This window comes from Fusibacter bizertensis (assembly GCF_029914245.1).
GTDB classification, from domain to species: Bacteria; Bacillota; Clostridia; order Peptostreptococcales; family Acidaminobacteraceae; genus Fusibacter_C; species Fusibacter_C bizertensis.
The window spans coordinates 201,249-213,484 of the sequence record NZ_JARYZI010000001.1; the positions used below are offsets into that span (position 1 = coordinate 201,249).

12 protein-coding genes and 1 other annotated feature are annotated in these 12,236 nt (G+C 34.7%); of the genes, 1 reads left to right on the forward strand and 11 read right to left on the reverse strand.

Annotated elements, in window-relative coordinates; genetic code table 11:
• Positions 1 to 31 precede the first annotated feature (31 nt).
• Together QE109_RS00975 and QE109_RS00980 are read right to left on the reverse strand one after the other, a co-directional pair.
• Complete coding sequence (locus QE109_RS00975) at positions 32 to 445, reverse strand: MaoC family dehydratase (RefSeq protein ID WP_281092492.1); 414 nt, start codon at positions 443 to 445, stop codon at positions 32 to 34.
• A gap of 10 nt (positions 446 to 455) precedes the next feature.
• Complete coding sequence (locus QE109_RS00980; RefSeq protein ID WP_281092493.1) at positions 456 to 1,178, reverse strand: beta-ketoacyl-ACP reductase; 723 nt, start codon at positions 1,176 to 1,178, stop codon at positions 456 to 458.
• 189 nt (positions 1,179 to 1,367) lie between these two features.
• Between QE109_RS00980 and QE109_RS00985 the strand changes: the two genes are divergently transcribed.
• A complete protein-coding gene (locus QE109_RS00985; RefSeq protein WP_281092494.1) occupies positions 1,368 to 1,700 on the forward strand; it encodes a hypothetical protein in 333 nt (110 codons plus the stop codon).
• Positions 1,701 to 1,779: 79 nt separating this feature from the next.
• On the opposite strand, the gene QE109_RS00990 is transcribed toward QE109_RS00985, so the two are convergent.
• From QE109_RS00990 to QE109_RS01030, 9 genes are all read right to left on the reverse strand, one after another.
• Entirely contained in the window at positions 1,780 to 3,159 is a 1,380-nt protein-coding gene (locus tag QE109_RS00990; RefSeq protein ID WP_281092495.1) for a PhoH family protein, read from the reverse strand.
• A 98-nt stretch (positions 3,160 to 3,257) separates the two neighbouring features.
• Complete coding sequence (locus QE109_RS00995; RefSeq protein WP_281092496.1) at positions 3,258 to 4,592, reverse strand: Sapep family Mn(2+)-dependent dipeptidase; 1,335 nt, start codon at positions 4,590 to 4,592, stop codon at positions 3,258 to 3,260.
• A 183-nt stretch (positions 4,593 to 4,775) separates the two neighbouring features.
• Positions 4,776 to 7,874: an isoleucine--tRNA ligase gene (gene ileS / locus QE109_RS01000; RefSeq protein ID WP_281092977.1), complete on the reverse strand. Its 3,099-nt coding sequence runs from the start codon at positions 7,872 to 7,874 to the stop codon at positions 4,776 to 4,778.
• Between the two features lie 50 nt (positions 7,875 to 7,924).
• Positions 7,925 to 8,141: a binding site (T-box leader), on the reverse strand.
• A gap of 67 nt (positions 8,142 to 8,208) precedes the next feature.
• Positions 8,209 to 8,655 carry a DivIVA domain-containing protein gene (locus tag QE109_RS01005; protein WP_281092497.1) on the reverse strand — a complete coding sequence of 149 codons (447 nt, stop codon included), beginning with the start codon at positions 8,653 to 8,655 and terminating at the stop codon, positions 8,209 to 8,211.
• Between the two features lie 15 nt (positions 8,656 to 8,670).
• Complete coding sequence (locus QE109_RS01010; protein ID WP_281092498.1) at positions 8,671 to 9,465, reverse strand: YlmH family RNA-binding protein; 795 nt, start codon at positions 9,463 to 9,465, stop codon at positions 8,671 to 8,673.
• Positions 9,462 to 9,725, reverse strand: a complete 264-nt coding sequence (locus tag QE109_RS01015) for a YggT family protein (protein WP_281092499.1) — start codon at positions 9,723 to 9,725, stop codon at positions 9,462 to 9,464. The genes QE109_RS01010 and QE109_RS01015 overlap by 4 nt, the downstream gene beginning before the upstream one ends.
• Before the next feature lie 14 nt (positions 9,726 to 9,739).
• Positions 9,740 to 10,237: a cell division protein SepF gene (locus QE109_RS01020; RefSeq protein ID WP_281092500.1), complete on the reverse strand. Its 498-nt coding sequence runs from the start codon at positions 10,235 to 10,237 to the stop codon at positions 9,740 to 9,742.
• Between the two features lie 22 nt (positions 10,238 to 10,259).
• Entirely contained in the window at positions 10,260 to 10,955 is a 696-nt protein-coding gene (locus tag QE109_RS01025; RefSeq protein WP_281092501.1) for a YggS family pyridoxal phosphate-dependent enzyme, read from the reverse strand.
• Between the two features lie 25 nt (positions 10,956 to 10,980).
• Positions 10,981 to 12,216: an HlyD family efflux transporter periplasmic adaptor subunit gene (locus QE109_RS01030; protein WP_281092502.1), complete on the reverse strand. Its 1,236-nt coding sequence runs from the start codon at positions 12,214 to 12,216 to the stop codon at positions 10,981 to 10,983.
• Positions 12,217 to 12,236: the final 20 nt, after the last annotated feature.

The window sequence follows — 12,236 nt, forward strand, 5'->3', positions numbered from 1 at the left end:
TCAACTTGAAACAGCCCATTGTCATACTATTTTACTTAGGTGGCATAACCATTGCTTTACCGTCAATCACTATCTCACCGTGCTGGTTTGTACATGTTGTTCTAAGAATCAAACGATTTTTCTCTTCAATTCTTTCTATAACTTCAACTTTAGCTTCAATTGTGTCACCAAATCTAACAGGTTTTCTAAAGCTCAACTCTTGTGATAAATAAATTGTCCCTGGACCTGGTAAATGGCATCCCAACACAGTAGAAATCAAACTTGCTGTTAACATACCATGTGCAATTCTCTCTTTAAACATTCCTTTTTCTGCTTCTACAGCATTGATATGAGCTGGATTGAAATCACCGCTAATACCTGCATACATATAGACATCTGATTCTGAAATTGTCTTAGTGAAACTTGCAGTATCTCCAACTTGGATTTTATCAATAGTCTTTAACATATAAAGCCTCCTATAATCGTAAACCACCGTTTACAGATAAATTGTGACCTGTTATAAATGATGCTTCGTCACTTGCTAAGAATAGAACTGCATTTGCAATTTCTTGTGGCTCGCCTAATCTACCTAACATTGTTTTAGCTCTAATAGGATCTAAAACTTTATCAGGTACTGTTTTCATCATTTCTGTATTTACATAACCAGGAGCTACTGAGTTTACGCGAATCGCTTCGCCTTTTCTTGAAAATTCTTTAGCCCAAGTTTTAGCAAGCGCAATAACTCCAGCTTTTGTAGCAGCATAGTTTGATTGACCCACATTACCATATTCACCAACTACTGAAGCAATATTGATAATAGAACCAGTCTTTTGCTCTAACATAACAGGTGCAACTGCTTGTGTTAGGTTAAATACGCCTTTAAGATTTACATCAATAACAAGATCCCACATTTCTTCAGTCATCTTGTTTACAAGTGCATCTCTAGTGATACCAGCATTATTAACTAAGATATCAATGTGTCCGTATTTCTTTACAGTTTCCGCAATAAACTGTTCAATATCTGAACGTTTAGTCACGTTAAGCTTGTATCCTTCTACATTCTCGCATGTGTAAGATAAATCTGACATATCTACAGCGATTACTTTAGCGCCTTCTCTTGCAAAGGTTTCACTAATGCATTGTCCAATACCTTGTGCGCCGCCAGTTACAACAGCTACCTTACCTTCAAGTCTTTTCATTTCAAACCTCCTAAAATCCCATTGAAATTTCTTCGACAATAAACATTGCAATTCTTATGCCAATATTTTAGATTTAAACCTATTAAACAGAAAAAAAAATTTATTTATCTTTAAAATTAGTCTGTTCAATTTGTAAATCTAAAGATACAATACTATTATAACAAAAACTACTATATTTGGGAGGTAAATATGTCAAACAATATAAATAATGAGAAAATTAATGCTTTCTTTGATTATTTCAATAACACTTCGCGTACAACTGTAGAATTTTTAGTAGATGGCATCGGTTGGTTAGTCGTTTTGAAAGAAAACATAGAAATTGTATCTGACAATTGGTTTGCATCTACAAAATATACTTCATCTACATGTAAGGTTTTAGAACCCGATACTGCAAGCTTGATATGCTTCACAAATATATATCAAAAAAATTCGACTTTTGTTGAAAATAACAATAATGTGAAATATAATTTACTTTTTGATGAAATCTGTATTTTCGTTGATAAAATAGTAGCATTCCACTAAGCTGAAAATAATTAAATTAATTTGAGTCATAAAAAAGCAACATGAAAACGTTAATTCGTTTTATCATGTTGCTTTTGTTTTACATAGATTGTTCTGCAATTTTAGCAAGCGGACTGCGTTCAACTTGCTTAAGTGTAACATGTCCTGTAAGTGGATAGGGTTTCATCTTCTCGATGGTATAAACCAATCCATTTGATTTGGCATCTACAAGTACATTATCAATTTGATTGTCACTTGGATCACCTATAAATACAAACTTAGAACCAAAACCAGCACGAGTAAGCATAAGTTTAGCCAAATGTGGGGTAATTTCTTGAGCTTCATCGACAATTACCAAAGCATCTGTTAGCGTTCTACCTCTCATATAGGTAAATGTTTTAGTTTCAATGACACCAAAACGTCTATATTGTTCTATAAAGTCGTCTACGCTAAACTCTGGCTTTTCAGAGTAAACCATATGCCTTCCTTTACCAATCGTCTCTTTTTGCTTCTTGAGTACTTTTTGATCGACGAGGCTTTCTATCGCATCATAAAAACTACCCATCCACGGTCTAAGTTTTTCTTCTTCAGTCCCAGGCAAATAACCAATGTCATTTCCAGCAGGTACAACAGGTCTAACAAAAACCACTTTTCTATATTGTCCTTGCTCGATGACCTTTTGAAGTGCAACTGCTGTTGCAAGTATCGTTTTCCCCGAACCTGCACCTCCAGAGATTGTAACAAAATGAATGTCAGGGTTTAAAAGTAATTCGTATGCCATTTTTTGTTCTCTATTGATGGGCACTAATCCCCAAGAGACCTCAGACTGATATTTCAGTGGCACAATTTTATCCCCATCATATCTTGCCAAAATTTCATGACCATCACGATCCAGACTTTTAATGTGCAAGAACTCATTTGGAAATAGAGTCTTTTCTAATTCTTTAGGAACGTTTAACCCGCCTGCATATATCGCATCAATGTCTTTGCTATACATTTCAGTATCCATATAACCTCTGTAAAGGTCGTCTGTTTCAACTTTATCGTTTTGATAGTCCTGTATGTCAAGTCCGATTGCATCGCCCTTAATCGCCATATACAAGTCTTTAGTGACAAGTATAGTTTGGGTGGGTTCGTATATTTCCTGTAATTTTTTAGCTACTGCCAATATCTTTGTATCATTTTTATTATAATCCAAGCCATCTGGTAATGATGTAAAATCCATATGGTTGAGTTCTATTCTTAAGGTTCCACCATTTTCTAGCTTAACACCTTCAGATAAGCTACCAGTTTTTCTGATATTACTGAGTTCTCTAGCAGCACTTCTTGCGTGATAACCTACAATTCCCTCTCTCTTTTTAAGATGGTCAAGTTCTTCAACACAAATTATGGGGATAATGATGTGGTTATCTTCAAATTTGTAAAAGCAAAGCGGATCATGGATCATGACATTGGTATCTAAAATATAATTTTTAATCATAATTGCCTCCTTTAGCTTCTAATACTCATAAGTTTAAACTACAAAGATTATTAACGTGTTTGAAGGAAATCAAGAACTTGTAAAATTAAATCATGAAATTATAATAATTTTTCAATGGCTTTTGCGTAAATCTGAGTACATTTTATAAAAGCATTTATATCAATATATTCATCCGTTTGATGTGCAACCTTTTCTTGACCAGGAAAGACAGGTCCGAAAGCAACTATATTGGGCATAGACCTCGCATAAGTGGCTCCGCCTGTGGAGATGGGTTCTCCTGAGAGACCTGTCTCTTCCTCATAGATTCCAACTAACGTTTTCACTAAAAAAGAGTCTCTTTCAGCATACAGAGGCGCCAAATAGTCAACTTCTTCATACTCAAGTCCATACTTTTCTGCAACTCTAGTAATACCATCAACAACGAATTTTTTCTCAATTGTTACAGGTATTCTCATATCGATTCCAAGTATTTCTCCATAGTTACTAAGATCAATTTGGTTTACAGATAAAGTCAACACACCCGAAGGACCATCTTCACAACTACCAAAGATTAACTCACCATGATGTGTAAAGCCAATTTTTTCTGTTAAAAAGTCAACAACTGGTGATTCAATACCTATCCCTTGTAATGCACACGCCATTCTAACAATCGCATTGATTCCTGCAGATGGTTTAGCAGCATGAGCACTTCTACCGATTACATAGAGTTCATCTTCTTCAATTTCATAATCGAACCCTAATTTTTTAAGTTGTTTTTCAAGCCTAAATAAATGATCACCAATATAGAAAGCAGATTCCGGAACAGCGTTCATCGCTGTGCCTCCTCTTACTCTTAGTTCTGATTTCTTACCTGACTTAAGCCTGAATTGTAGCAATCCCTTTTCAGCATAGATTACCGGAAAATTAGAATCAGGCGTAAATCCCATAATAGGTAATTCTTCCTTGCTTACATACTGACAGATGCCTCTCCATGAATTTTCTTCATCAGTACCAATAATAATCCTCACACGTTTTTTAAATTTTACTTGTGCATCAATCAATGCCTTAACTGCATAAATAGCGGCAATCAAAGGACCTTTATCGTCGATAGCACCTCTTCCAAATAATTTTCCATTTTCTATTTCTCCATTATACGGCGGATGCTTCCAATTGTCTTTATCACCCTCAGAAACCACATCAATATGACCTAAAATCCCTATCAAATCATCTCCACTGCCATATTCTGCATAGCCATAATAACCTTCAGGATCATAGTACGTTTTAAAACCAATTTTTTCACATATCTCAAGTGTTTTCTTTAAAGCAAGATCGATCGCATTACCAAAAGGTTTTGTTTCATCAGTTTCATCTATTACACTAGGAATACTGAGCAGTTCAACAAGAGCTTTAATCATTTCATCTTGATTGGATATCACATTATTTCGAATTTGCATACCTTCGCCCCCTCACCTTATAACCACCTTAGTGATCATGATTTATTTAATATATAACCTCTATTTAAATCAACAATCAACTATTTCACACTATGTAGTTGTTTTTTTTTATGTTTTTCTAGAATTTCATAAAGCAACCCCCGCTAAACCTATAAATTTAGCAGGGGTAAAAGTTATGCTTTCTTATATTTTTGTGATATAAAGACCAACCTCATGACCATTAAGTTGATGCCATTCATAAGGTTGTTCAGAATTTGGTAAAAGTTCAGTTGCAAGTGTTTCTGATTTTACATAATCAGCATATTCTTCTATTGCACTTTCAAATACTTCTGGTGCTTTGTAGTATATCGTAATTTGATCCATCATTTCAAAATCATTTGATTTTCTAAGTTGTTGAACTCTAGAAACTAATTCTCTTGCATATCCTTCTTTGATCAACGCTTCAGTTAAATGTGTATCAAGTATAATAAATCGATTGTTTTCCATTTTAACTGTAAAACCTTCTTTTGCGTTAATATTTACTAGAACATGCTCTGCTGCTGCGTCAAATGCTTCTCCAGCGACTTGAAGTGTTACAGTTTCGCCAGAATCAAACTTCATTGCATAAACCTGTGGATCAAGTTCAGCTAATGCTTTTCCAAAAGCACCCATGTTTTTACCCATGATTGGACCAAGCACTTTGAAATTAGGTTTGAGTTGGAAGTTCATATAGTTTGGTAAATCATAAGTGAACTTCACATTTTTAACGTTTAACTCTTCTTTAATTAAATCTACTAAGTCACTGATCAGTTCTTCGTGTTTTCCATCCACTATAACCTCTTGGATTGGTTGTCTAACCTTGATCTTAACAGATTCTCTAGCCGATCTCCCCAGTGTTACGAGCTCTCTGATTAAGTCCATTCTCGCTTCAACATGTTTATCGATAAGGTCGATTTTAACAACTGGATACTCGCTTACATGAACTGAAGTATCGCCTGTAAGGTTTCTGTAGATCTCCTCTGTTAAGAACGGGGCAAAAGGTGCTGCAAGCTGACAAACTGCAATCAAAACTTCATTTGTAGTATTGTAAACAGATTTTTTGTCTTCAGTAAGTTCAGAATCCCAGAAGCGTCTTCTAGATCTTCTGATATACCAATTAGACAGATCTTCGCTCACAAATTCTTGAATTTTTCTAACGGCTTTTGTCATGTCAAACACATCTAGATCATCTCTAACTGCTTTGGTTAAAGAATTGAGTTTTGAAAGAATCCAGCGATCAAGTTCAGGTCTCTCTTTGGGCTCAACATAGAAACTATTAACATCGATTTTGTCAGTGTTTGCATAGAGTGTAAAGAAATTATATACGTTCTTAATTGTTCCAAAGAACTTAGAATTAACTTCAATTAGCCCATCTTCATCGAACTTTGTTGGTGTCCAAGCTGGAGATACATAATAAAGATACCATCTTACTACATCAGCCCCATATTTATCAAGAAGTTCAAATGCATCTACACCATTGCCTCTTGATTTCGACATTTTTTTACCGTGTTTATCTAAGATCAAATCATTTACAAGTACATTTTTATAAGGTGCTGTCCCCATTACAAAAGTACTGATCGCTATCAGTGAATAAAACCATCCTCTTGTTTGGTCAATTCCCTCACAGATAAAGTCAGCTGGGAAAAGCGAATCAAATTCTTCTTTGTTTTCAAAAGGATAATGGTGTTGCGCAAACGGCATCGCCCCACTATCAAACCAGCAGTCTATTACATCTGGAACGCGGTGCATCACATCACCACACTGATCACACTTCAAGTGAACATCATCCACGTATGGTCTATGCAGTTCAATATCTGCACTTATTTCTTCAATTGCCCTTTCTGCGAGTTCTGCTCTAGAACTCACTGAAGTTGTGTGACCACAGTTACATCTCCAAATATTTAGAGGCGTTCCCCAATATCTACTCCTAGAAATTGCCCAATCATTAAGATTTTCAAGCCAGTTTCCAAAACGTTTCTCTCCAACATAATCGGGATACCAATTTACTTTATTGTTATTTTCAATTAGTAAATCTTTAAGTTTTGTCATTTCGATGTACCAACTAGGTTTTGCATAATAAAGAAGAGGTGTACTACATCTCCAACAATGCGGATAGTTGTGTTCCATTTTTTGACGTTTGAACAATTTGTTATTCTCAGCAAGCCATGTTACAATCTCAGGATCGGCATCAATTACAAATGTCCCTTTCCATGGTGTTTCTGTATATTTTCCTTCTTCATCAACAGGCTGAAGCACTGGCAAGCCATATCTTACACCTGTATTATAATCATCTTCACCAAAAGCAGGTGCCGTATGAACAATACCTGTTCCATCTTCTACAGTAACATAATCAGCACATGTAACAAAAAATGCTTTTTTATCAACATTGACAAACGGCATAATTTGCTCATATTCTACATACTCAAGTTCTTTACCTTTAAGTTCCTCAAGCACTTCAAATTCACCTTCTAGAACTTTAGGGGCAAGATTTTTTTCAATATATAATACTTCATCATTATATTTTACTTTTACATAAGTCTCATTTGGATTAACGGTCAATGCAACATTTGAAGCTAATGTCCAAGGTGTAGTTGTCCATACAAGGAAGTACTCGTCAACATCTTTTCTTTTAAATTTAACATATACCGTCACAGTCTTAATTTCTTGGTAGCCTTGAGCCACTTCATGTGAAGCAAGACCAGTTCCACATCTTGGACAGTAAGGCAGAATTTTATGTCCTTCATAGATATAGCCTTCTTTGAAGAACTTATCTAAAATCCACCACTCACTTTCAATATAATTATTCTCAAGTGTAATATATGGATGGTCTAGATCTATCAAGTAAGCCATTTTCTTAGTCATTTCTCGCCATGCATCTTCATATTCAAACACTGACGAACGACATTGATGATTAAAATTTTCAATTCCATATGCTTCAATCGCTGTTTTGTCGTTAAGATTTAATCGTTTCTCAACTTCAATTTCTACAGGTAAGCCATGAGTATCCCATCCTGCCTTTCTTTTCACTTGATAGCCTTGCATGGTTTTAATTCTACATACTGAGTCTTTTAAAGCACGCGCCAAAACGTGATGAATACCAGGCTTTCCATTTGCTGTTGGGGGGCCTTCATAGAAAATAAATGATGGTTTTCCCTCTCTAGATTCAACACTTAATTTTAATAAATCGATGTCTTCCCAATAATCTCTGACTAGTTTTTCATTTTCTGCAACTAATTTTTTTGTCAATTCTTTGTAACTCATCATTGCCATCCTTTCAAATATATTCTCAAAAAAATAAAATCCCATAGCGTAAGCTATGGGACGAATAAACCGTGGTACCACCCAAATTACATCTAACCTAAATTAAATGTGTCTTTCTCATGATAACGGTATTTAACCGGTCTGACCTACTTTGGGTATTTCGAACAGACAACTATGGGTGATATTCATCTTACAAAAGCGTATCAGTTCGCACCAAACACTGACTCTCTTAACGGTTGTAAAATTACTCGTCCCAATTTTAGTTTATATCTTATGATTTTTTTATAATTATAGCTGAATACTGTATACTCGTCAACTATGGAATGAAAAATTAGCTTTATTCATTTGCAGTTTCTTCAAGTGCCTTCAACTGGTTTTCTACTAAGACTTTAAATCGCATTTGAAAAGTTTGAAGTGCATGTTTTGCTTCTTCATGTCTTTTCAGAACATTAAGCACTTCATTGTTCGCATCACTGATCATGCGCTTAGCTTGTTCATCAGCACGTTCTATAATAAAATCTGCTTTATCATTGGCTGACTTAATCATATCCTCTGAAGTTCTTTGTGCTAGAATCATAGCCTCGTTGATGGTCTTTTCCATTGCTTGATAACGTTCTAACTGTTTTTCATAATCATGTATTTTCGCAGTTGTATCGATGTTAACTTGTATCAAGTCTTCCATGCTACGCACAATTAGCGCTAAAAACTCTTCCACTTCAACTTCGTTATAACCTCTTAGTCCCTTACGAAAATGCTTATTTTGTATATCGAGTGGTGTTAACATAGTTCCCCCTATCCATCAGCGTGTGATCACGGATAAAACAATCCGAATTCTATCTTTTTTTGTCACGCCTAAAACCTCATCTACATGAAAACGACCATATCCCCTTACAGAAATCAAATCGGTCTCTTTAGGAGAATATTCAGGTTTAGATATAACTTGATGATTAACTTTAACTTTTTCACCCTGCACTAAAACCTGCGCTTGAGATCGAGAAAGATTATAGCATGTAGCAATGACACTATCTAATCTTAAGGATTTAACAGTCGCGTTAATTTTTTTAGTTTCATTTTGCTTAATTCGTACTTGGTCACAAGAAATTCGCTTGATGGAAACGCCAGCTCTACCAACTTTATCGACGCTATTTTCAAAATAACTTGATAATTCAGATGAAACAGCCACTTGGAATCCACCCTCAAAAACAACTATATCACCAATTTTATTGCGCTTAATTCCTAATGCCATAAGTGCACCTAAAGCGTCCTTATGTTCTAAAGTATTAAATTTTTGATTATAAGAGACTTCTAAAAGTGCGATACTTTTATCAAGACTTGGCACTTCTACATACTCTGGTAAAAACACAAGTTTAGCTCTTTCAAAATCAGAAAACACACCCCACTTTATAAGTGTAAGTTCCGTATGTTGATGACATATTTGATCAAATGCATATATCAAGTCCGGAGATAGAAATTCAGTGATTTGTATCTCAAAAAAACTATCAGCTCGCATCAACAAATCCAATGTTTTGATAAAAAGACCATCCTCATCAATAAAATTAGCATAATGATGAATGACCCATTTTCGATCTATCATAAAACTGCTAAAACCACAGCCATGAGAATTTGAACCAATATAAGTGCCGCTAAAGGACTAAAATCCACCATATTGCCGCCAATTTTCATTCTAAACAGAAAACTTCTGATAGGACTAAGTATCGGTTCTGTTACAGCAATTAGAATTCTCATAATGGGATTGTTAGGATCTTTAATAAACCAAGATAGCATAGCACGACCAAAAATCAAATAGGTAACGAACTGTAAAAAATAATATATTGCGACTTTAAGCTCTAACATAATTCTCCCCTCTATTATTCGCGAAGCCAAGTACTAGCAGGCGTTTCGCTTTTGTTAATTACATCTCCTGTAATATCGACATTTTGTGGTGCAAGCACAAAAATGCCTTTTGCAACTTGTTGAATGTGACCATCAAGCGCATAAAGTGCACCTGAACAAAAATCAAAGATCTTTCTACCTAAATCTTTCTCAAGTTCAGAAATATTCATAACTACTGGTCTTCTACTCTTTAAAGTGTCAACAATATGAGTAGACTCTTCAAAACTCTTTGGATTGAATAAAACAACATTCATCTGAGCATTAGAATGAATATTCAAAATTTTATTAGATGTTTTTATCGTATTCATAGATTTTTGAGTTGCATCTGAAATTGCATTTAGCGTCATATTTGTTTCTTCCATTTCTAAATCCGTACGCTTCATGTCCTCATAAAAATCTTCAGTACGATCTTCTTCTTCATGAGAATCTACGCCCCAGAAAAATTTAATCTTATCAATAAAACGATCAGCCATATATGCTCCTCCTTTAAGGATTTTATATTCTTTTTCCATAGATTTTAGTTCCGATACGCAACATATTAGAACCTTCTTCTAGTGCTACCTCATAATCATTTGACATTCCCATTGATAAGTAGGTCGACTTTACATTTTCAAAATTGTAGTCTTCTAACCCATCAAAAAGTTGTTTCATTATCTTAAAATCATCTCTCAACATTTCAGGATCATCTAAAAATGGGGCTATGTTCATAAGCCCACACACTCTGATATGAGGTAAATTTGATATGTCTTTCAACAATGTTTTCAATTCTTCAGGAGAAACACCAAATTTTTGAGTTTCATCAGCCACATTAACTTGGATGAGGATATCTTGAGTTTTGCCAATCCTACCTGCTCTAGTAGAAATTTCTTGTGCCAATTTCAGGCTATCTACTGAGTGAATTAAATCTACCTTATCAATAATATATTTTACTTTATTTGTTTGTAAATGTCCAATAAGATGCCATTTTACACCCTTATTTACATCATCAAATTTTCTAATCACTTCTTGTACTCGATTTTCTGCTACATTTTGGATCCCATACTCAATAGAAGCATTCATTACATCTGCTTCATATGTTTTTGTAACGCCAAGAAGTGTAATTTCTTCGGCTGATTTACCAATTCTGTTGCAGACTGCTGCAATATCCTTTTTAACTTCATTGATATGTTCAGCCAAATATGAATAGCTCAAGAACTAACCCCCCTCAAAAAAAATATTATTCCATACGGTCGCCAGTTTTATACTTACTTCCATCTCTGACAACTTCTTGATTTAACTTTATGCTTCTTACAATCCCCGTTTTTTCATCGAAAAATTGTTCATTGTAAACAATTGCATATTCGTCATCATAACCAAGTATTTTTACAGGTGTAAAAACTAGTTTTCGCTCTTTATCAACCGTATATACACCTATAGTCCCGTCGATGTTCACGATAGAATCCATGAAAATCTTTAAACCTCTATAATTCTCTCTAACAATACTACAATTGATCAATCTTCTACTAAAGAAACCATCAAAACCTTCTCTAAGTTGAATTACAGCAACTGCTTTTTCATTGTTTGTAAAGACATCATAAACTTCTCCCTCTAATGTCTTTCCATCTATAACAGCAGAAATACTTTGCACATTTTTATAAGTGTCAATCTCTTCGTTTGCAACAACAGCAGCGATAAAATAGTTGGCATTGTCGACAATTTTAAAGAGTTTGTCTTTTGGTTTTACAGAAGTATGGATTAATGAACTCTCTTGCAATTCTAAAGAACTAATTTCATCATAATTGATATTATAAAGGTTATCAATAGTCAGAAAGTCCTCATAACCATCCATTTTATACGTTAAAACACCACTTGCGGGTGAATAAATCGCTTGTTTTTGACCTTCCATCAAAGCGCCTTCTCCAATGGTCTTTTCAGAGTATGATGCGGTTCTATTGGATAAAAATTTGTTCTCATTTTGCAATTTATCCAGCCGTTCGAGTTTCTGAATTAACTCTTGTTTTAAAGATGGAATAAGATCATACTGTCCTGCCGACATTTGAAAAAGGATTTCATTTTTCAAAGTCGTAATATCATATTCAAGTAAATTATAATCAAACTCTATTTTCTTTCTATTCAATTCCCTCTCAGTAGCTTCTTCTTCAATTGCTTCTGAGCCATCATTAAAAATCTCAGCGATTTGATGGTTTTTTTCAACAACTTCACCTTCATTCGCAAAATAAGTGATTTTACCCGTCAAATTGGTATCAACAACGAGCTCATTACGAAGCACAAGTGCTTGATATTGATTTTCAATGTTCAAATTGCCCACTTCGACTAAGTAAGTCTTTTGTTCACTGTAAAACAGATCAATTCCAAGTCTGACAATGAAATAGATAAAAATTCCAAAGACTGCCAAGCTCATAATGATACGTCCATATTTGGGTCTGCGCTTTTTCCGAATCGGTTTGGTCATGAATAACCCCTTCTAGAGAA

Coding starts and splice junctions, on each gene's coding strand:
- QE109_RS00975 (WP_281092492.1), bottom strand. CDS start 445: ATGTTAAAGACTATTGATAAAATCCAAGTTGGAGATACTGCAAGTTTC.
- QE109_RS00980 (WP_281092493.1), bottom strand. CDS start 1,178: ATGAAAAGACTTGAAGGTAAGGTAGCTGTTGTAACTGGCGGCGCACAA.
- QE109_RS00985 (WP_281092494.1), top strand. CDS start 1,368: ATGTCAAACAATATAAATAATGAGAAAATTAATGCTTTCTTTGATTAT.
- QE109_RS00990 (WP_281092495.1), bottom strand. CDS start 3,159: ATGATTAAAAATTATATTTTAGATACCAATGTCATGATCCATGATCCG.
- QE109_RS00995 (WP_281092496.1), bottom strand. CDS start 4,592: ATGCAAATTCGAAATAATGTGATATCCAATCAAGATGAAATGATTAAA.
- ileS (WP_281092977.1), bottom strand. CDS start 7,874: ATGATGAGTTACAAAGAATTGACAAAAAAATTAGTTGCAGAAAATGAA.
- QE109_RS01005 (WP_281092497.1), bottom strand. CDS start 8,655: ATGTTAACACCACTCGATATACAAAATAAGCATTTTCGTAAGGGACTA.
- QE109_RS01010 (WP_281092498.1), bottom strand. CDS start 9,465: ATGATAGATCGAAAATGGGTCATTCATCATTATGCTAATTTTATTGAT.
- QE109_RS01015 (WP_281092499.1), bottom strand. CDS start 9,725: ATGTTAGAGCTTAAAGTCGCAATATATTATTTTTTACAGTTCGTTACC.
- QE109_RS01020 (WP_281092500.1), bottom strand. CDS start 10,237: ATGGCTGATCGTTTTATTGATAAGATTAAATTTTTCTGGGGCGTAGAT.
- QE109_RS01030 (WP_281092502.1), bottom strand. CDS start 12,216: ATGACCAAACCGATTCGGAAAAAGCGCAGACCCAAATATGGACGTATC.